20 protein-coding genes and 1 other annotated feature are annotated in these 19,262 nt (G+C 50.4%); all 20 genes read left to right on the top strand.

Annotated elements, in window-relative coordinates:
* Positions 1 to 53 precede the first annotated feature (53 nt).
* The 20 genes from AB4Z29_RS15460 to queA all read left to right on the top strand — a co-directional run bounded on the left by AB4Z29_RS15460 (position 54) and on the right by queA (position 19,242).
* Positions 54 to 872 carry a peptidoglycan DD-metalloendopeptidase family protein gene (locus tag AB4Z29_RS15460; protein WP_441943928.1) on the top strand — a complete coding sequence of 273 codons (819 nt, stop codon included), beginning with the start codon at positions 54 to 56 and terminating at the stop codon, positions 870 to 872.
* Positions 865 to 1,746 carry a M50 family metallopeptidase gene (locus AB4Z29_RS15455; protein WP_441943927.1) on the top strand — a complete coding sequence of 294 codons (882 nt, stop codon included), beginning with the start codon at positions 865 to 867 and terminating at the stop codon, positions 1,744 to 1,746. The genes AB4Z29_RS15460 and AB4Z29_RS15455 overlap by 8 nt, the downstream gene beginning before the upstream one ends.
* A 37-nt stretch (positions 1,747 to 1,783) precedes the next feature.
* A complete protein-coding gene (locus AB4Z29_RS15450; RefSeq protein ID WP_441943926.1) occupies positions 1,784 to 3,043 on the top strand; it encodes an Rne/Rng family ribonuclease in 1,260 nt (419 codons plus the stop codon).
* Between the two features lie 205 nt (positions 3,044 to 3,248).
* Positions 3,249 to 3,338 (top strand) — a sequence feature (ribosomal protein L21 leader region).
* Between the two features lie 15 nt (positions 3,339 to 3,353).
* A complete protein-coding gene (rplU, locus tag AB4Z29_RS15445; RefSeq protein ID WP_138752392.1) occupies positions 3,354 to 3,665 on the top strand; it encodes a 50S ribosomal protein L21 in 312 nt (103 codons plus the stop codon).
* An 11-nt stretch (positions 3,666 to 3,676) separates the two neighbouring features.
* Complete coding sequence (locus AB4Z29_RS15440; protein WP_183557684.1) at positions 3,677 to 4,015, top strand: ribosomal-processing cysteine protease Prp; 339 nt, start codon at positions 3,677 to 3,679, stop codon at positions 4,013 to 4,015.
* Positions 4,016 to 4,105: 90 nt separating this feature from the next.
* Positions 4,106 to 4,417 carry a 50S ribosomal protein L27 gene (rpmA, locus tag AB4Z29_RS15435; protein WP_053374800.1) on the top strand — a complete coding sequence of 104 codons (312 nt, stop codon included), beginning with the start codon at positions 4,106 to 4,108 and terminating at the stop codon, positions 4,415 to 4,417.
* Positions 4,418 to 4,647: 230 nt separating this feature from the next.
* Complete coding sequence (locus AB4Z29_RS15430) at positions 4,648 to 5,385, top strand: Spo0B domain-containing protein (RefSeq protein WP_441943925.1); 738 nt, start codon at positions 4,648 to 4,650, stop codon at positions 5,383 to 5,385.
* 13 nt (positions 5,386 to 5,398) lie between these two features.
* Positions 5,399 to 6,724: a GTPase ObgE gene (obgE, locus tag AB4Z29_RS15425; RefSeq protein WP_441943924.1), complete on the top strand. Its 1,326-nt coding sequence runs from the start codon at positions 5,399 to 5,401 to the stop codon at positions 6,722 to 6,724.
* A 130-nt stretch (positions 6,725 to 6,854) separates the two neighbouring features.
* Positions 6,855 to 7,292: an ACT domain-containing protein gene (locus AB4Z29_RS15420; protein ID WP_441943923.1), complete on the top strand. Its 438-nt coding sequence runs from the start codon at positions 6,855 to 6,857 to the stop codon at positions 7,290 to 7,292.
* 24 nt (positions 7,293 to 7,316) lie between these two features.
* Positions 7,317 to 8,603: a homoserine dehydrogenase gene (locus tag AB4Z29_RS15415; protein ID WP_441943922.1), complete on the top strand. Its 1,287-nt coding sequence runs from the start codon at positions 7,317 to 7,319 to the stop codon at positions 8,601 to 8,603.
* 4 nt (positions 8,604 to 8,607) lie between these two features.
* Complete coding sequence (thrB, locus tag AB4Z29_RS15410; RefSeq protein WP_441943921.1) at positions 8,608 to 9,579, top strand: homoserine kinase; 972 nt, start codon at positions 8,608 to 8,610, stop codon at positions 9,577 to 9,579.
* Between the two features lie 2 nt (positions 9,580 to 9,581).
* Positions 9,582 to 10,451 carry a prephenate dehydratase gene (gene pheA / locus AB4Z29_RS15405; protein WP_441943920.1) on the top strand — a complete coding sequence of 290 codons (870 nt, stop codon included), beginning with the start codon at positions 9,582 to 9,584 and terminating at the stop codon, positions 10,449 to 10,451.
* 195 nt (positions 10,452 to 10,646) lie between these two features.
* Positions 10,647 to 12,524: a LysM peptidoglycan-binding domain-containing protein gene (locus AB4Z29_RS15400; RefSeq protein WP_441943919.1), complete on the top strand. Its 1,878-nt coding sequence runs from the start codon at positions 10,647 to 10,649 to the stop codon at positions 12,522 to 12,524.
* 113 nt (positions 12,525 to 12,637) lie between these two features.
* Positions 12,638 to 13,273 carry a BofC C-terminal domain-containing protein gene (locus AB4Z29_RS15395; RefSeq protein WP_441943918.1) on the top strand — a complete coding sequence of 212 codons (636 nt, stop codon included), beginning with the start codon at positions 12,638 to 12,640 and terminating at the stop codon, positions 13,271 to 13,273.
* Between the two features lie 171 nt (positions 13,274 to 13,444).
* Positions 13,445 to 13,948 (top strand): crossover junction endodeoxyribonuclease RuvC, encoded by a 504-nt coding sequence (gene ruvC / locus AB4Z29_RS15390; protein WP_441943917.1) that lies wholly within the window; start codon positions 13,445 to 13,447, stop codon positions 13,946 to 13,948.
* The gene (gene ruvA / locus AB4Z29_RS15385) at positions 13,945 to 14,580 is read left to right on the top strand and encodes a Holliday junction branch migration protein RuvA (protein WP_441943916.1); all 636 of its coding nucleotides are present in this window, start codon (positions 13,945 to 13,947) and stop codon (positions 14,578 to 14,580) included. Before ruvC ends, ruvA begins: the two co-directional genes overlap by 4 nt.
* Before the next feature lie 19 nt (positions 14,581 to 14,599).
* Entirely contained in the window at positions 14,600 to 15,601 is a 1,002-nt protein-coding gene (gene ruvB, locus AB4Z29_RS15380) for a Holliday junction branch migration DNA helicase RuvB (RefSeq protein WP_441943915.1), read from the top strand.
* A gap of 6 nt (positions 15,602 to 15,607) precedes the next feature.
* Positions 15,608 to 16,057, top strand: coding sequence for a thiol-disulfide oxidoreductase DCC family protein (locus AB4Z29_RS15375; protein ID WP_441943914.1), 450 nt, complete (start codon positions 15,608 to 15,610; stop codon positions 16,055 to 16,057).
* A gap of 7 nt (positions 16,058 to 16,064) precedes the next feature.
* The gene (locus AB4Z29_RS15370) at positions 16,065 to 18,185 is read left to right on the top strand and encodes a SpoIID/LytB domain-containing protein (RefSeq protein WP_441943913.1); all 2,121 of its coding nucleotides are present in this window, start codon (positions 16,065 to 16,067) and stop codon (positions 18,183 to 18,185) included.
* 10 nt (positions 18,186 to 18,195) lie between these two features.
* Positions 18,196 to 19,242, top strand: coding sequence for a tRNA preQ1(34) S-adenosylmethionine ribosyltransferase-isomerase QueA (gene queA / locus AB4Z29_RS15365; RefSeq protein WP_441943912.1), 1,047 nt, complete (start codon positions 18,196 to 18,198; stop codon positions 19,240 to 19,242).
* The last annotated feature ends 20 nt before the right edge of the window (positions 19,243 to 19,262 follow it).

Below are 19,262 nucleotides of genomic sequence, written 5' to 3'. Positions count from 1 at the left end.
TGTATAAAGAAACAAGCTGTCGCAAGGACGATGGAAGCGGGGAGGAATTCGATATGCGGAAAAAGGTTAGCGAAGAGCATATGTATTTTTTGGCAGACGAGACAGAAGAGCTTGATCCGGAGGTTGTCTGGAAAACGAATCCGAACCCATGGGCGGGCTGGAGCGGCGACAAAGGGTTTATGGATAACAAAAGCTTTGTAAAGCCTCCGGATCTGACGAATAAAAAAGACCCGAATTTCGGAAAGAACAAGCATTCCTTCCGCAAAGAGCTGAAATGGAAGCTGGCCATTGCCATTATGCTTTTTGGAGCAGTCTGGACTATGTTCCATTATGATACGACGTACACGCTTAAGGGACAAGCGCTTGTCAAAGAGGCGCTCACCGATGAAATCGATTTTGCGGCAGCAGCCGCATGGTACAAGGATACGTTTGCTGGAGCTCCATCGTTTATTCCGATATTCAAGGATAATAGCGAGTCAGCGATTGGTGCGGATGGAACCGTCAAGCTGCCGATTGTGGCACCGCTTGAGGGAAGCTCCTTGGTTAGAACCTTTGCAGAGCTGCTGAACGGCATTGAGCTGGCAGGGGGATCAGAAGAGCAGGTTGTCGCTGCTGAGACAGGACGCGTTCTGCTGCTGACGGATAAGGATGATAGCAAGGGCTCTACGGTGCTCATCCAGCACGCGAATCAGCGCGTTACCGTATATGGGCTGCTTGGCAAAGCAGAGGTGAGCGTCAATGATTGGGTAGAGGCCGGCGATCCGATCGGCAGGCTGTTAAAGTCAGAGGGCTCGCAGCCGAGCTTACTCTATTTTGCAGTGAAGCAGAATGATCAGTATATCGATCCAGTGGGCGTGATACCGATTGATTAAATGGAGAGGTATCGTATGGTCGGTTCATCCGCTATTTGTCATCATTATGCTTGGATCGGTCATGACGGGGTACTTCGCCGAGCTCATAACCTTATTTTTACTCGTACTGGTGCATGAGCTTGGTCATGTATTCGTAGCGCTCGGCTACGGATGGACGGTACGGGAAGTAAAGCTGCTTCCGTTCGGCGGCGTGGTTGAGGTAGAGGAGGCAGGCGGGCTGCCGGCTAAGGAAGAAGCGATCGTGGCGATAGCAGGACCGCTGCAAAATGTTTGGATGGGATTGGCTGCGTGGACATGCGGGCAGCTTGGCCTGTGGGACCTTGAATGGGCGACTTACGTATGGAAGGCGAATCTGATGATCTGCTTGTTTAATCTGCTCCCCATACACCCGCTAGACGGGGGCAAGCTGCTGCAGGCAGCTTTGAGCTATACCGTAAATTATTACAAAATGCTGCTATGGTCTGCTCGTATCAGCCTGCTATTCAGTCTGCTAATGATTGCAGCGTCGCTGCTTCCATGGCTGCTGCGCACCAGCGGTATTCAGCTCAACCTGCTTATCGTTGGCATCTTTCTTGTTATGACCAATTGGACGTATTACCGGAACGTTCCTTTTTTATTTTATCGTTTCCTGATGTACCGCGAACGCATATCGCTGCATGCGCTCTCGAAGGGCCATATTGCGAGCCCGATTATCGTAAACGGACGGCAATCTATTATTTCAGTTGCTAGACTGTTTCAACGGGAAAGGTATCATTTAATTTATATGCTTGAAGCAGGCAGCAAGGAAGTAAAAGTGCTGCCGGAACAAAAAATTGTCGAAGGCTGTTTGTCGGAAAATAATCCCAATCGTGCAGTGTCGGAACTTTTCAGTTAAAATAGATGAAAAGCGTACTGGCAGGTGATACTCGGGTATGAAGCAAATGTTGATGCATGTACAGGGTGAGATGCTGCAAACCGCAGTGCTTGCGAACGGCCGCCTAATCGATTTTTTTATGGAAAAGACCAAAGCTAGCAGCTTGGTCGGCAATGTATATAAAGGACGAGTGGTTAATGTGCTGCCGGGCATGCAGGCTGCCTTCATAAATATTGGATTAGCCAAAAATGCATTTTTGTATATTGATGAGCTGCTTCACCCGCATTTGGAAAAACAGCCCGCTTTAAAGCCGATGATCCAGGATTTAGTCAAACCGGGACAAGAGCTGATCGTGCAGGTGATGAAGGAGCCTCTCGGAGGCAAGGGCGCGCGTGTCACCACCCATTTCTCACTGCCTGGCCGATGGCTTGTGTATATGCCAACCGCTGATTATGTGGGCGTATCCAAAAAAATCAGCATAGAAGGCGATCGCGCACGATTGCGTGCCATCGGAGAAAAGCTGAGGCAAGGCGAGGAAGGCATTATACTGCGCACGGCTGCAGGCGGCGAGAGCGAGCTGTCTCTTCATATCGATATTGTACAGCTCAGAGAGCTGTGGCAGGAAATTGTTGATCGAGGTGTAGAAGCAGCCGTACCTTCAGAGCTGCACCGTGAAGCTGGCTTATTAAGAAGAGCGGTCCGCGACACACTGACGATGGATATGGATGAAATTTGGATAGATGACGGCGAGCGGTTTGCTGAGGTATCCGCGTTGCTTGAGGAGATGACGCCTCAGCTTCGCAAGCGGTTGAAACGGTATGAGCATAAGAAAGGTCAGTCCTTATTCGATGCTTACCGTGTAACAGATCAAGTCAGAAAAGCCTTTGATCGCAAAATATCACTGGAATGCGGTGGTCACCTCATATGGGAAGAGACGGAAGCGCTGACGGTTATCGATGTCAACACGGGGAAGTTTATTGGGTCCTCGGGCCTTGAGGATACCGTATTTCATACCAATATGGAAGCTGCGGATGAAATCGCGAGATTGCTGAGAGTGAGAGATGTAGGCGGCATTATTATCGTTGATTTTATTGATATGGGACTGGACAACCATCGTGAGCAAGTGATGCACAGGCTGATGGAGAAGACTCGGAGCGACCAAACGAAATGTACAATTCTCGGCTGGACCAAGCTTGGGCTGATGGAGATGACTCGCAAGAAGGCGCGTGAAACAGCCGTACACTTGCTGACTGAACGATGCTCTTCCTGTGGCGTGATTATAAATAAAAAAGATGTAAGGCCAATGAATGGCCAATGAATAGTATACTGACTAAGCCCGCGATTGCTGCGGGTTTTTCTTTTTTTGAACGGCAAGCGGTGCTGGGCGGTGAGTTTGTCTAGTAAAGTAAAGGTATAATTGTTCAATTGTTTTAAATAAATCGTCGTTTTTCTTGCAGGATCAATTGATATAGCTTGCATAGTGTGGTACACTCTTTGGGTGTGTGTCTCGTGCCTCAGTGGAATGAGATGTACAAGTACCGCTCCGATTGGGTATACAAGCGTATGCGGCGCAAGCTGCAGACCACCTGAATTAGGCGAGTCTTCGAAAATAAGGAGGTGCACCAACAATGTTCGCAATCATCGTAACAGGCGGAAAGCAATACAAAGTTCAGGAAGGCGATGTTATCTACATCGAGAAACTGGATTCTGAAGCAGGCGAAAGCGTAACGTTTGATCGTGTTTTGGCGGTTTCTAAAGGTGACGGTCTTGTAACTGGAACTCCGGTTGTATCCGGCGCTACAGTAACAGGTAAAGTCGAGAAACAAGGCAAATCCAAAAAAATCATCGTTTACAAATACAAAGCCAAAAAGAACTACCGTCGTAAGCAAGGTCATCGTCAACCGTTCACAAAAGTAACAATCGAGAAAATCCAAGCGTAAGCGGGATTTCCATGATAACCATTACTTTTGTACGAAGAGCCGCTGACAGACGTATCGTATCATTCGCAGTCGAAGGACATGCTAAATATGCGAAGCCCGGCAAAGACATTGTTTGTGCGGGAGTATCGGCCGTTTCGGTAGGTACCGTCAACGCGATCGAAGCTTTAGCAGGAGAAGAGCTGCCTGCCAAGATGAAGAACGGCTGGCTGTCGTCGGATATTCCGACGCTGGCGGACGAGGCTTCGGATGGCCGGATGCAGCTGCTGCTGGAATCGATGGCGGTTATGCTTGACACTATCGCAAAATCATACGGCAAGCATGTCGTCATTCATGAACTTCTTAATGCGTAAGCTTTCGAAGTAGGTTTGCTCCGCAAGCCTTAATGTCCATGCTTCCGAAACAGGTTTGCACCACAAACCTTTAAGAAGGAGGGAATAACTATGTTGAAACTGAATCTTCAGCTTTTCGCTTCGAAGAAAGGTGTAGGTTCCACGAAGAACGGACGTGACTCGCAGTCGAAGCGCCTTGGCGCTAAACGTGCTGACGGTCAAACCGTTTCGGCTGGAAGCATTTTGTTTCGCCAACGCGGAACAAAAATTCACCCAGGAACTAACGTAGGCATCGGGAAAGACGATACGCTTTATGCAAAAGTAGAAGGCGTAGTGAAGTTCGAACGTTGGGGACGCGACCGCAAAAAAGTGAGCGTGTATCCAGCTGTTCTAGCTCCGGTAGCTGCTGCAGTAGAAGCTTAATACAACCTTATATATGCACCAAGCCCCGGCCTGCATCGCTAGGCCGGGTTTTTTTGTTTCAAGGCTGATGACCGTGGGACGACCGCATGATATACTGGATAAGTAAGTAAAAACGCCATCGGCGCACTCTATATGCTGAATTAGCTTTGCCGGAGAAATATAAGATAAGGATATGGAAAAGGTATGCTTTCTTATGTTTTCGGGAAATACGATGAAAGTAGGTTTAATCGATGGGACGCTTAACAACGGCGAAATATTACGCGGCAGGCACTGTCATATTGCCTTGTGCCGCAGTACTTATTTGGCCCACTAAAGTGTGGTTAACTGCTGTCTTTCTCGTTTGGCTACTAGCTGTTGCAACTTACTGGATACGAACGGAACGGAAAGAGCATGCGGAGCGGACCGCACGGACAATCTTGTCATTGCAAGGATCCGCCATACGAACTCTCAATCATCATCGTCATGACTGGATGAATGACCTTCAAGTGGTATTTGGCTATATCAGGCTCAAAAAGCTGGATAAAGCTGCGGAGTATGTGGAGAAAATAAGTGAGCGAATGGCTGTGGAGAGCCAAATATCCAAGTTGGGCGTTCCGGCTCTGATCAGCTACATTCAATCCTTTCGCACCATTTCGAATACGCTGGAGCTGCAGCTCGTCATTAAAGGCGATATTCATTTAAACGAATTAACGGCAGATGCCGATCAAATAGCCGAAACGCTCATTCATACGATTAACGCATATCGGTTTGCGGCTAAGCCTGGCTATGGTAATGCTGCTGTTCTTACGCTGGAGCTGTCGCTTGAGAATGATGCGCTAAGCGCAACGTTTTTCTACGATGGCGAGTTAATGAATGAACAGCAATGGAAGCAAAAAATACAACAGCAGTTGGAAGGCGCGCCAATGCAGCCGGTCAACTTCGAGCAGCCGTACGCAAAGGTGCTGCTGAGAGCGGAAATGCGCGCATGAACGGGGGCACAACATGTTTGTCGATAAAGCGAAAATATTTGTAAAAGGCGGCGACGGAGGCGATGGAATCGTTTCTTTCCGCCGTGAGAAGTATGTCGAGCAGGGCGGACCTGCCGGTGGCGACGGAGGCCGCGGCGGCGACTTGATTTTTCAAGTTGACGAAGGGCTTCGCACGCTTATGGATTTCCGTTACCAGAAGCATTTCAAAGCAAACCGCGGCGAGCGCGGCAAAGTGAAAAGCATGCACGGCGCAGGCGCTGAGGATACAATCGTCCGAATCCCGCCGGGAACCGTAATTGTCGATGACGATACGCAGGAAATTATTGCGGACATGACGCGTCATGGACAGAAGATCGTAATCGCCAAAGGCGGAAGAGGCGGGCGCGGCAATATCCGCTTCGCAACCCAGAACAATCCGGCTCCTTATATTTCGGAGAACGGAGAGGAAGGGCAAGAGCGCTGGGTCGTGCTGGAGCTTAAGGTTATGGCTGACGTAGGTCTAGTCGGCTTCCCGAGCGTGGGCAAGTCAACGCTGCTGTCTGTCGTTTCTGGCGCCAAGCCTAAAATCGGTGCTTATCATTTCACGACGATTACGCCGAATCTCGGCGTAGTGGATGTCGGAGACAGCCGCAGCTTCGTCATGGCGGATTTGCCTGGTTTAATTGAAGGTGCCCATGAAGGCGTAGGCCTTGGCCATGAGTTCCTTCGCCACGTAGAGCGGACTCGGGTCATTATTCATGTCATCGATATGTCTGCTTCCGAAGGTCGCGACCCATTCGATGATTGGCTGAAGATCAACGAGGAGCTCGTGCTGTATAACGAGAAGCTAGCAGATCGCCCGCAGATTATTGCAGCTAACAAAATGGACATGCCGGACTCTGCCGAGCAGCTTGAATTGTTCAAGCAGCAGCTTGCGGAGGCAAGTGGTGACCGTCATTATGAAATTCTGCCTATATCCTCACTGACGAAGCAAGGCATTCAGGAGCTGCTGTACAAAGCGGCTGACGTGCTCGATACGATCTCCGAGGAAGTTGAGATCGAGGACGTCAAGGATGTTGCAGAGCGTAAGGTATACACGTACGAGAAGCGTGAGGAAACAACCTTCACGATTCATAAGGAAGATGAAGTGTATGTTATCGTTAGCGAAGGCATCGATAAATACATGAAGCGGATGAATTTGACCTCCTATGACGCAGTGATGCGCTTTGCGCGTACCATGCGTAAGATGGGCGTCGATGCCGAGCTTCGCAAAATGGGTGCCAAGGACGGCGACATGGTGCAAATCGGCGATTTTGCTTTTGAATTCTTCGAGGGCAGCGACTACAATCCGAACGGCTAATAAAGAAAACCTAAATAACAAGAGAAGACGGCGAAAGCCGTCTTTTCTTATTTGCCTATTGCTCCAAACCGAATATTTCGATATAATGTCCACTATAGATGAACAATTGTCTTTTTGAGGAGGACGTATAGTGAGTAAACGCTATTATGTCGTTCGAGAGGATATTTTACCGGAAGCGATAATGAAAACAATACAAGTAAAGGAAATGCTGGGGCGGGGAGAAGCGGCAACCGTGCACGAAGCGGTTGAACGGGCTGGTCTTAGCCGAAGCGCCTTTTATAAGTATAAAGATGGCGTTTATGCGCTCAATGAGCTGGAGAGGGAGCGAATTGCCACGATATCCATGGATTTGGAACATCGTTCCGGCATGCTCTCGAACGTGCTCAGCACGGTGGCGTCTCTGGAGGGCAATGTGCTGACGATGAATCAGACCATTCCGCTCCAAGGCTTCGCTAACGTTGTCATATCAGTCGATATTTCGCAGCTTTCCGGGGAACTGTCATCGCTGGTCGATATGCTGCGCGGCCTGCCGGGCGTACGTAAAGCTTCGGTCATCGGACAAGGATAACAGAATGAATAATGGAGGGTATATATGAAGCCGGTTAAAGTAGGTTTATTAGGTCTTGGAACTGTAGGAACAGGCGTCGTTCGCATCGTGGAAGGCCATCAGGAGGATCTTGCAAGCCAAGTAGGCTCGCCGATCGTCATTGAAAAGATTCTCGTACAAAACAAAAACAAAGCACGCAATATCGCAATCGATCAGGATAAGCTTACAGAGGATCCTTGGGATATCATTAGACATCCCGACATCGACGTAATCGTTGAGGTTATGGGCGGAATTGGACTTACGAAGGAATTCATTCTAGAAGCGCTAGCGCTTGGCAAGCATGTTGTAACGGCGAATAAGGATTTAATGGCGCTGCATGGTCCGGAAATTCTTGCAAAAGCACAGGAGAATCGCTGTGATATCATGTATGAGGCAAGCGTTGCCGGAGGCATTCCGATCATCCGTACGCTCGTTGAAGGTTTTTCTTCCGATCGTATCAACAAAATCATGGGTATCGTTAACGGTACAACAAACTTCATTCTGACAAAAATGAGCCAAGAGGGTGCGTCCTATCTGGATGTGCTGAAGGAAGCTCAGGAGCTCGGCTATGCGGAGTCTGATCCGACTTCGGATGTCGAAGGTCTTGACGCAGCCCGGAAAATGACGATTCTTGCAACGATCGGCTTCCGCGCCAATGTAGCGCTTGAGGACGTGTCGGTTCAAGGCATATCTTCCGTTACGAAAGAGGATATCTTGTATGCAAAGCGCCTAGGCTACGAAGTGAAGCTGCTAGGTATCGCAGAGCGTCAGGATGATCTAATCAGCATTAGCGTACAGCCGACAATGGTTAAGCAATCTCATCCGATAGCATCGGTTAACGGCGTGTTCAATGCGGTTTATGTGTATGGCGAAGCGGTTGGCGAGACGATGTTCTACGGCGCAGGCGCCGGTGAGCTTCCAACTGCAACCTCGATCGTGTCGGATTTGGTTGCTGTCGTGAAAAACCTGAAGCTAGGCGTTAACGGGATGCAAGGCAGCCTAGCCTATAAAGAGAAGAAGCTTAAGACAGATGATCAGATTTCGTCCAAATATTTCTTGCTTCTGAAAGTAGCAGACCGCGCTGGCGTACTGGCACGGATTACACAGGTATTCGCTGATTTCGAAGTAAGCTTGGAGTCTGTACTGCAGCAGCCGACCCCGTCTAATCCTGAAGCGGAAATTATCATTATTACTCATGACGCGAATAAAGCAGCTATTCAGAAAGTACTGGCTACCTTCGAATCGCTTGAAGTGGTTCATAAAGTGAAAAGCGTATACCGCGTAGAAGGGTAAGATCATGGAAAATCGCAGAGTTATTGTAAGAGTACCGGCAAGCACGGCTAATTTGGGTCCTGGCTTCGATACGCTGGGAATGGCGCTCTCGCTATATGCATGGATTGAGCTCCGTGTCAGTGAACAAACCGAATACCAATTCTATGGCGATCAAATGCGGGGCTTGCCGAAAGACAAGTCGAATTTGATCTATAAAGTGGCGCAGCTTGTATTTAAAGAAGCGGGCGTCCATGTGCCTGAGCTGTCGATTTCGATGCACAGCGACATTCCGCTGACTCGCGGACTAGGCAGCAGCGCATCAGCGATTGTAGGAGCTCTCGTAGCGGCGAATGCGCTAATCGGAAGCCCTTTGACGGACGACAAGCTGTTCCAGATGGCAACGGCTTTAGAAGGCCATCCTGACAATGTAGGCGCATCTATGTTCGGAGGTATCGTTGTCTCTGCTTGGGACGGGGAGCGAGCGGACTATATCCGTCTGGAGCCGGATCCACGGCTGAAGACGCTTGTAGCGATCCCGGCCTTCCAGCTGTCGACGGAGAAAGCGCGCCATGCGCTGCCGTCGCAGCTATCGATGGCCGACGCGGTGTACAATGTCGGCCGCAGCTCTTTGCTTGTCGCCGCGCTTGCAAGCGGCGAGCTTGGGATGATCCGCCATGCGATGAAGGACAGGCTGCACCAGCCTTACCGTGCAGCACTGATTCCCGGCATGGCGACGATTCTGGAGCGCGCGGTTGAATATGGCGCGCTGGGCGCTGCGCTAAGCGGAGCGGGGCCGACGCTGATTGCTTTTGTTGACGACAAGGCAGAGGGTACGGATGCTTTGGAGCCGTTTCTGCTGGAGACGCTCAATCAGGAAGGCATTGAGGCTAGAACGTTATGGCTAGCGCCTGCCGTTCAAGGCCCACGTATTACGGTTGAGGATATAGCGAAGCAGCCTGCGGTTCCTCTTCCTGAACGAATTAAAGGAGAAGTGTAGGTATGAAAACGATCGCGGTTTTACCTGCCGGTTCAGTATCGGATGAGGCAGCTAGGCACTTTTTTGGCGGCGAGCAGATCGATTGGAAGCATCATAGACTCATCTCGGATGTGTTTTTATCCACAGTTAACGGAATTAGCGAGTACAGCATTATTCCGATCGAGAATACGATAGAGGGTTCTGTGAGCTTACATATGGATTGGCTTGTGCATGAAGTCGATATTCCGATACAAGCAGAATGGGTCTATCCATCCATCCAGAATTTAATCGGTCGCCAAGCCGAGGCGCAGGGTGCTGAGGGTGCTATAGATTATTCGAAAATTACGAAGGTCATCAGCCATCCTGTTGCGATCGCGCAGTGCTTGCAGTTTTTGCGAACCAATCTTCCTCACGCGGTGACGGAGCATGTCAGCAGTACGGCCGAGGGTGTTCGAATCGTGCAGAACAATCCGAATGCCGGCTGGGCGGCGATTGGTACCAAGACAGCGGCAGCGAATGAGAAGCTGGATGTTATCGCTAGCGAGATTACCGATCATGACAACAACTATACCCGGTTTTTGCTTGTCGGTTCGGAGCCTTACACGGCTAGGCAATCTGATAAGTTCAAAACGAGCATATTGGTTACGCTGCCTGAGGATTTTCCAGGCGCGCTTCATCAAGTGCTTGCAGCTTTTGCATGGCGAAAAATCAACTTATCCCGTATTGAGTCGCGTCCGACAAAGAAACAGCTAGGCAATTATTATTTCTTTATCGATATCGACATGGCGCTCGACACGGTTCTGCTGCCCTCCGCGCTGCAGGAAATTGAAGCAATCGGCTGCCAGGTTCGCGTGCTGGGAAGCTATCCAAGCTTTATTGAGTTCAAAAAATAGTAAGAACGCGTGAAAGAGCATGAAACAGCCATAGAAAGCAGCAAGCCGAGTTCACTCTTAGGAGTGGGCTCGGCTTTTTTACTATTTTTTTGTGAAAGTGGAGACACTCGCCCATATTCTGCATAGGATGTAAGGATTGATAATAGGCATAAGCAGTGCCATGTTATTCAGAACGTGACAGGAGGGCAACAGCGAGTGAAAATCCATATTGTAAAAAAGGGCGACAGCTTATACTCCATCGGCCAGAAGTATAATGTATCGCTCGAAGAGATTTTAAAGCTGAACCCGGGTATTACGAACCCGGACGTCATCGAGGTAGGAATGAAGCTGAAAATACCTTCAAGCCATACGGGCGGTTCAGGCGGCGGAATGGACATCATGCATCAGCATATCGTGAAGCAGGGGGATACCCTTTGGAAGCTGTCGAAGGCTTGGGGCGTGCCGCTTGCTGACATGATCAAGGCTAATCCGCAGCTTAAAAACCCGAATGTGCTGCTTACCGGCGAGATTGTTAACATTCCTAAGGTAAGCGATTCGGGTCATGGCGGAACTGACGGGCATGGTGCCGGCCACGGCATGGGCCAAGGAACCGGCGGTGCAGGTTCACTGCATCCAACATCGATAATGCAAAACGTGCAGGGCTGGGTAGGAAAGCTGTCTACAGCTCCGATCACTGGCAAAATACCTACGGGACCGATTGCGGGCAAAACGCCTACGGCGCCAATCGCGCCAGTACCTGTTGCACCAGAAGCGCCAGCGCCTGTCGCCCCCGTGGCTCCCGTTCAGCAGAAGCCAGTGGCGCCTATTGTAAAGCCAGTGAAACCTGCTCCGCTGCCAACACCAAAAGCAGCTGCGGTAGAACCGGCCAAAAAAGCGCTTCCGATTCAAAAGCCTGTTGAAAAGAAGCTGCAGCCTATTCATTCGGAGTATAAGCCGAATGTCGATTTGTTCAAGCAGTATGGGATACCTGCAACCGAAGCATTGTCATTATACGATCTTCCAAAAGCGCCTGAAGCTGTGTCCCCGATCCATCAGCAGCCTTCACATGGCGGATATGGTTATGGCCATTCTATGGCAATGCCCGCGCAAACTGGCCATGGTTACGGCTATGGCGGCTGGCAGCAGCCGGTTCCTTTCGGCAGCACGGTGAGTCCGCTTGGGGAAAGTAATGAAGCGCCGTTCGACTGCCCTCCTGGCACCGTATTTGTTGGCAGTTATCCGTCTCCTTCAACGATGCCGATGGCAGCAGGACCTGGCTGGGGGTATGGTTATCCTGGCGTGAATCCGCTCCAGCAGAATGCAAGTGAGAACAGCCAAATGGTGGCGGGAGCTTCGGCAATGCCAAACCAAGGAATGGTGTCGCCGCTAGCGATGCAGCCAAACCAAGGAATGGTGTCGCCGCTAGCGATGCAGCCAAACCAAGGAATGGTGTCGCCGCTAGCGATGCAGCCAAACCAAGGAATGGTGTCACCGCTAGCAATGCAGCCGAATCAAGGAATGGTGTCACCGCTAGCAATGCAGCCGAATCAAGGAATGGTGTCACCGCTAGCAATGCAGCCGAATCAAGGAATGGTGTCGCCGCTAGCAATGCAGCCGAACCAAGGAATGGTGTCGCCGCTCGCGATGCATCCGAACCAGGGAATGGTGTCGCCGCTCGCGATGCATCCGAACCAGGAAATGGTGTCACCGCTCGCTATGCAGCCAAACCAAGGCTTTGTATCGCCATCAAGTATGCAACCGGATTATGGTTATGGCTATGGCGGCCATGGTATGGTCATGCCGGCGCAAGCTCAGCATGATGGAGGGTATGGCTATGGATACGGCTATCCGGCCTATCCGCCATATCCAGGCTGGCCGCAAACGGCAGGTGCTAATGATGCCAATCAAGCGGATTGTGGATGCAAAGGAAACCGTTCGGATCAACATGCGGCAAAGCAGGCAGAGCCCGAGCTTGATAAACCAGCGAAAATTGTTGTACAGCGGAAAAACACGAAGAAGGCAGTTATTCGGACAGTATCAGCAAGGCCAAATAAAACGAAAAATCGTGGAAATCAGCCTTGGCTTAATCGTTAATTCTGAGAATACCTTCAATGGTTGCCATCAACCATTGGGGGTTTTCTTGTTTTTTGTATATTTATGTAATACTGGCGCATACTATCAAAAAATATAATGAAGGAGTCTTCCCAATGATGGAATTCAGCCTTTGGAAAAACTTAAAAAGGCAGCTCCGAAGAAAACGCCGGCCGACATGGAGTTTAGGGGCAATCATCCCTTTCCTGCTGGCAGGAGGGCTTTTGCTTGCCGAAGCTGAGCTTGTGCTGGCAGCGCCGGATATATCCGCAGAAGAAAGCATGATCCATAGGCTTGAGAACGAAAAGAGTCCGCTTACGGTGGAGCTGCATCGCGTTTATGTATGCGGTGAGGAAACGAAGCCCCTCGGCCGGATGATGAGTAAGCAAGTTGCTAAGCTTTTGCTGGGTCACCCAGAATGGAAAGCGGAGCTGGATGCATCGAAGAGCTTAGTCCGAGTTGAGCAGCGCGTAGAGGATTTATCCGAGCATTGCAAGGCGAACGCCTATATGGGTGTGGACAAGCAGGGAAATTTGAATCTCTATGATGGGATCCCCAAAAAAGAAAAGGTTGTGCGCACCTTTTTTCAGCTGGATGTACGTTACATGGAGAGCAGCCTTCCGCAGGACAAGCTTGATCAGATTACGAATGGCATACGTATCAGTGATATCGAAGAGTATAACAGCGTATTATCCACTTTTAGCGATTATGCCATCGAGCAAAACCAGAAGGTTATGCAACCTGCCTATTAGGCTATGAACAGCAAGGAAAGAGAGGCTGCACAGCGATGTGCGGCCTTATTTGTATGGGCTGAAAGCCGAAATATCAAACGCGCGTTCTCATTCCTCCTATCTTTTGCTATAATAGATGAAGCAACTTTCAGTGCTTGCGCTGAGCAGCACGTTATTTGAGGAGATGGGCGTTTGCGCGTTCTTGGGATTGACCCTGGTTATGCCATTGTTGGATTTGGATTTATAGATAAGATCGGCCACAAGCTTACGCCTGTTCAATATGGCGCGATCCAGACGGAAGCTCATACGCCAGCCGAGCAGCGATTGCTTCAGGTGTATGAGTCCGCGGGCGCGTTGATGGATAAATATAAGCCGGATACTGTTGGCGTGGAGAAGCTTTTTTTTAACCGAAACGTAACCACTGCCTTTGACGTCGCGCAGGCTAGGGGGGCGATTATTCTAGCCGCTGCCCAGCGAGGACTGCCGATTGGAGAGTATACGCCGCTTCAGGTCAAACAGGCTGTTGTCGGATACGGCAAAGCGGAGAAGAAGCAAGTGCAGGAGATGGTTAAGATGTTTCTGAAGCTATCGGCAGTACCGAAGCCAGATGATGTGGCCGATGCTCTTGCCGTGGCCATTTGCCATGCGCATTCGTTCGTTCTGAATCACAAAATAAACGAGGTGAAGCGTTCGTGATCGATTTTTTAAGAGGCAATGTTGTTCATCTGGAAACCGAATATATCGTATTGGATGTTCGAGACACCGGCTATCGCGTGTTTACACCGAATCCCTATGCGTTCGCAAAGAAGGAAGAACCTGTAACCGTATATATTCACCATAGTGTTCGCGAAGATGCGATTCTTCTGTTCGGATTCGAGACAAGAGAAGAACAAAACCTGTTTCGCAAGCTGCTTGAGGTATCGGGCATCGGTCCCCGCGTTGCGCTTGGCATTCTGTCAGGAGGAAGGCCGGACGCCGTTATTGCGGCCATTCAGCAGGAAAACATCGCTTTCCTTACGAAGCTTCCGGGAATTGGCAAGAAGACCGCGCAGCGAATGATTCTGGATCTGAAGGACAAGCTGATCGGCGCTGGTCTGGACGGAGGATTGCTTACGGCGGCAGGCGTAGCGCTCGATCTTACTTCGAGCAGACATTCTGGTCAAGGAGCAGGCACGGCTTGGCAGGAAGCTAGAGAGGGGCTTGCGGCTCTCGGCTATACGGCAGCAGAGCTGGATAAAGCATGGTTGGGCCTGCAGCATAGCGCAACGGCGGAGGAATCGGTTGATTCCTTAATGAAGCGGGCGCTTCAGCAGCTGTTCAAAGGGTAACGGAAGGAGATGAAGGCAAATGGATGATCGAATCATTTCCGCCAACCTGATGATGGAAGACCAGGCGGTTGAGCTCAGCCTGCGTCCACGCTATCTGGCCGAGTATATCGGGCAATCGAAGGCCAAGGAAAATTTAAAGGTGTACATCGAAGCTGCGAAGCTGCGCAAGGAAGCGCTGGATCATGTATTATTGTATGGGCCGCCGGGACTTGGCAAAACGACGCTATCGAATATTATTGCAAATGAGCTTGGCGTCAGTCTGCGAACAACATCCGGGCCCGCGATCGAGCGCCCTGGCGATCTTGCAGCATTGCTGACAAATTTGCAGGAGGGTGACGTGCTGTTTATTGACGAAATTCATCGCCTGCACCGGACGGTCGAGGAAGTCTTGTATCCAGCAATGGAAGACTTCGCGCTTGATATCATGATTGGGAAAGGGCCTAGCGCCCGTTCAGTAAGGCTGGATTTGCCGCCATTCACTCTTATCGGCGCAACAACTCGGGCTGGCTTGCTATCGGCACCGCTTCGCGACCGTTTCGGAGTCGTCAGCAGACTTGAATTTTATACAATTGATGAATTAGCTTTCATTGTGGCAAGGACAGCTGAAATACTGAATGTAAGCATAGTAGGGGAAGCTGCCGGGGAGATTGCCATGCGGTCGCGAGGGACACCTCGTATTGCTAATCGGCTGCTGAAGCGCGTTCGAGACTTTGCACAGGTTCGCGGTGACGGCGTTATTACGCATGATTTAGCGAGATCCGCGCTAGAGCTGCTGCAGGTAGACCCTATGGGTCTAGATCTGATCGATTTCAAAATGCTCCAAGCCATGATGACGACGTTTGCCGGAAGACCGGTTGGCCTCGATACCATTGCGGCAACCATCGGGGAAGAAAGTCAAACGATTGAGGATGTCTACGAGCCCTATTTGATGCAGATCGGATTCCTACAGCGGACGCCTCGCGGGAGAATCGCGACAGACAATGCCTATAGGCATTTGGGGCTTCCCATTCCGGGGAGGTAACAGGCAATGGGAAGGACACGCGGCTTGTCCGCAGAGAAGCTCTACGTTATCTATGACGGGTATTGCAATCTATGCCTTGCTTCCGTAGCTAAGCTGAAGGAGCTTCATTCAAAGGCAGACTTGCAATTCATACAAATCCAGCAGCTGGAAGCAGCGGGAGGTTCGGACGAGCTATTGCCGCGAAGTCCGCAGCTTGATTTTGCAGCGTTATACGAGAAGATGCATGTAATTGATGAACAAGGGAAGCTGTATGCGGGCGCAGACGGCGTTGTTCGGATACTAAGAACGGTTAAAGGTTTTGGATGGCTGTCCGCTTTCTATCGCATTCCGGGATTGAACCGGATTGCCGATCGCATGTACCGTTTTGTTGCGAACCGAAGATACGAATGGTTTGGCTCGACTGAGCAAAGCTGTTCCATTAACGGCTGTGATTTGCCGAAGAGCAGAGAGGAGTGAGACGAACATGGCAAACAAACGGCCATTCAAGCAATATTTGATGATTGTTGTTGCAATTATGCTGCTTGCAACATCGTGGACGGGCTCTCCGTCACATGCAGCAGTTCCCAAGCTGGAACAGATTCGCGTTGCTCTTTTCATGCAATTGCCTGGGAAATATGAGGATACAACAGCTGCGGCTACCTTTTCTTCGCCTACAGGCTTGAGCATCGGGTCTAGGCAGCCGGACGGCGTAAGCAGCTGGTTCAATGTGTCAGGCGGCACTAGCGTGAGATTTGCCGCAGACAGCTTTAAAGTTAAAGTGTATGAATCGTCAACATTCGCGTCTGCGCTGGCGGTTCAGAAGAGGCTGCAAGCGTTAAAGGGCGCTGCCTTTCTCACTTCGATATCCAAAAATGGCTCGATCGTCTATCAAGTCATAGAAGGTACATACAAGACGGCGGCAGAAGCAGCTGCTGCTCAAACCAAGTGGGCGGCTGACAGCGAGATCTCCAAGCTGGTTGGCGGATATAAGGCCGTGCAGCAAGGACCATTGCATTTGGAGACTGCTCCGCTTGCAGGGAAGACGGAAGCGATAGCAGCTGCCAGCAGCTTTGGGGCGGTCGGATTGGATGCTTATGTAGCTGTCCGTTCCTCACAAGCAGGAATGGCAAGCTACTCCGTAATGGTTGGCGCTGCAGTAACAGAAGCAGAGCTGCTTATTGTGCAGGCTGCTGCATCCAAAGCAGCCGGAGGCAGCGCGCTGAAAGCGGCAGATGCCAAGCTGCCTTATCTTATGCTTCGCAATGACCATACGGTAAGCGCGAAAGCGGAAAACAGTATAGAGCTTTACATGTTTGCAGGGAGCGATACCAAAATATCAATCTCGCCAGTCGGCTCCGATCCGATCAAGCTAACGGAGCGCAGCAATCGCAGCTATCGCGGGCAGTTCGAGCTTAGTATGCTGAATGGACGGATGGCGGTTATCAATGAATTGCCTTTTGAGCAATACCTATATTCCGTTGTCGGCGTAGAGATGTATCCTTCTTGGCCTGCAGAGGCACTAAAGGCACAGGCCGTTGCTGCGCGCTCTTACGCATTGAACAAAGGCTTTGGTTTCCAAATCGCTCATGTTGTGGATACCACGCTTAGTCAAGCCTACTACGGAACTGGCTCTGAGAAGCCGTCTACAATCGCAGCCGTCGATGATACGGCAGGCGAAGTGGCCATGTACGATGGAAAGGTTATTGAGGCGTTGTTCGCAGCCAGCGGCGGAGGCATGACGGCAGATGCCAAGGAGATATGGGGCAATGCCATACCTTATTTGATGCCGGTGAAAAGTCCTGACACTTCAAGCGAAGCAGGCTTGCACAGCTGGTATCGCGTTGTTCTTCCTAGCGGGGAAATCGGATATGTGCGTGATGATTTGTTAGACGAGACTGGACAAGCTACGGCGGCCGGAAGTCCAATTATGCAAGTGAATACGAATGGGACAAAGGTTCGCAAGCATCCGCAGATTCAAGATACGATTCCAGTTGTTGCAACGGCAGACAGCGGAACGAAGGTTATCGTGTTGGAGAAAAAAGTGGAGTCCAATTCTATGTCTTGGGTGAGAGGTCCTTATACGCCTCAAGTGATGCTGACCGTTATAAATGCTAAAGTGAAAACGCCGATATCGGGTCCTCTCCGTACGCTGGAAGTTAGTCAGAAGGGTGCTTCCGGTCGTGCAACCGAGATTACAGCCAATGGCCAGAAGCTAACGGTGAGCTACCCGGATATGTTCCGAAGTACTCTAGGGGTACAAGGCTCGCTGCCAAGTACATTGTTTCAGATCGAGGAAACGGCAAAGGTTGCTTTGCTAGGTTCGGGATCTGCGACAAGAACGAAGCCGGGCGACTCGGCTCCCGTTTATATGATTAGTGCAGGCGGCAAAGTAACAGAAGCCAGCCAATCGAATTTATTTATACTGGATGGCAGCGAGCATTTGCGCGCTGCGACCAAAGAACCGTCATTCCGTTTCATCGGCACCGGTAACGGGCATGGCGTTGGCTTATCGCAGTATGGCGCGCTTAGCCTTGCCCAGCAAGGGTATGACTATCAATATATTTTGAAATACTACTACAAAGATGTAACCATCGCTAAGGAATGATTGAATCGATATGAACGTAGAATGGTTTGACTTTGAATTGCCGGAAAACCTTATAGCCCAAACCCCGTTGCTTGATCGCACAGCATCTAGGCTGCTGGCACTCAATAAGCAGACGGGCGAAATTACGCATAACAGCTTTACAGATTTGGAACAGTACGTTGGAGCTGGGGATGTGCTTGTCCTCAATGATACGAGAGTAATTCCTGCGCGGCTGACTGGCGTCAAGAGCGACACGGGCGCAAAGATCGAGCTGCTGCTTCTGAAGCAGCTAGAAGGGGACAGCTGGGAGGCGCTTGGCAAGCCTGCCAAACGCCTCAAGGTTGGTACCGCTCTTTCCTTTGGGGATGACGGGCAGGGCAATCCTTTGCTGCGTGCCGTTATTGAGAAGGAGGGCGAGATGGGTGGAAGAACGATCCGCTTCGAATACGAAGGGATCTTCCAAGAGCTGCTGGATCGATTAGGAGAGATGCCGCTGCCGCCTTACATCAAGGAGAGGCTTGAGGAACGAGAGCGTTATCAGACCGTTTACTCCAAGCATGCAGGCTCTGCTGCAGCGCCGACAGCCGGACTTCATTTCACAGATGCATTTCTTGACAAGCTTCAAGCAAAAGGCGTCAAGCTCGCGTATGTCACTCTCCATGTTGGCCTTGGAACCTTTCGTCCGATGTCGGTGGATGTGGTAGAGGATCACGAGATGCATTCGGAATATTATGAGCTGAATGAACAGAATGCTGCCATAATAAATGAAGCCAAACGGAGCGGTGCCCGTATTATTGCAGTGGGGACAACTTCGTCTAGAACACTGGAGACGGTTGCGGCCCGGTTCGAAGGGAGTCCAGTTGAGGCTTGCAGTGGCTGGACATCGATTTTTATATTCCCAGGTTACGAGTTTAAGCTCGTTAATGCTCTACTGACTAATTTTCATTTGCCGAAATCTACGCTGGTCATGCTCGTAAGTGCGCTGGCTGGACGTGATGAGGTTATGCATGCCTATAAAGAAGCGATTGCACAAGAGTATCGGTTCTTTAGCTTCGGCGATGCAATGTTTATTTACTAACTAGGAATAGGAAGCGTGAA

The organism is Paenibacillus sp. 2TAB23 (assembly GCF_052115165.1).
In the GTDB taxonomy this organism is placed as follows: domain Bacteria; phylum Bacillota; class Bacilli; order Paenibacillales; family Paenibacillaceae; genus Pristimantibacillus.
This window is presented reverse-complemented; position numbering and strand designations above follow the sequence as displayed.

Coding starts and splice junctions, on each gene's coding strand:
- rpmA (WP_053374800.1), top strand. CDS start 4,106: ATGTTGAAACTGAATCTTCAGCTTTTCGCTTCGAAGAAAGGTGTAGGT.
- AB4Z29_RS15370 (WP_441943913.1), top strand. CDS start 16,065: ATGGCAAACAAACGGCCATTCAAGCAATATTTGATGATTGTTGTTGCA.
- thrB (WP_441943921.1), top strand. CDS start 8,608: ATGGAAAATCGCAGAGTTATTGTAAGAGTACCGGCAAGCACGGCTAAT.
- queA (WP_441943912.1), top strand. CDS start 18,196: ATGAACGTAGAATGGTTTGACTTTGAATTGCCGGAAAACCTTATAGCC.
- obgE (WP_441943924.1), top strand. CDS start 5,399: ATGTTTGTCGATAAAGCGAAAATATTTGTAAAAGGCGGCGACGGAGGC.
- AB4Z29_RS15440 (WP_183557684.1), top strand. CDS start 3,677: ATGATAACCATTACTTTTGTACGAAGAGCCGCTGACAGACGTATCGTA.
- AB4Z29_RS15430 (WP_441943925.1), top strand. CDS start 4,648: ATGGGACGCTTAACAACGGCGAAATATTACGCGGCAGGCACTGTCATA.
- ruvB (WP_441943915.1), top strand. CDS start 14,600: ATGGATGATCGAATCATTTCCGCCAACCTGATGATGGAAGACCAGGCG.
- AB4Z29_RS15415 (WP_441943922.1), top strand. CDS start 7,317: ATGAAGCCGGTTAAAGTAGGTTTATTAGGTCTTGGAACTGTAGGAACA.
- AB4Z29_RS15460 (WP_441943928.1), top strand. CDS start 54: ATGCGGAAAAAGGTTAGCGAAGAGCATATGTATTTTTTGGCAGACGAG.
- AB4Z29_RS15375 (WP_441943914.1), top strand. CDS start 15,608: ATGGGAAGGACACGCGGCTTGTCCGCAGAGAAGCTCTACGTTATCTAT.
- AB4Z29_RS15395 (WP_441943918.1), top strand. CDS start 12,638: ATGATGGAATTCAGCCTTTGGAAAAACTTAAAAAGGCAGCTCCGAAGA.
- rplU (WP_138752392.1), top strand. CDS start 3,354: ATGTTCGCAATCATCGTAACAGGCGGAAAGCAATACAAAGTTCAGGAA.
- pheA (WP_441943920.1), top strand. CDS start 9,582: ATGAAAACGATCGCGGTTTTACCTGCCGGTTCAGTATCGGATGAGGCA.
- AB4Z29_RS15450 (WP_441943926.1), top strand. CDS start 1,784: ATGAAGCAAATGTTGATGCATGTACAGGGTGAGATGCTGCAAACCGCA.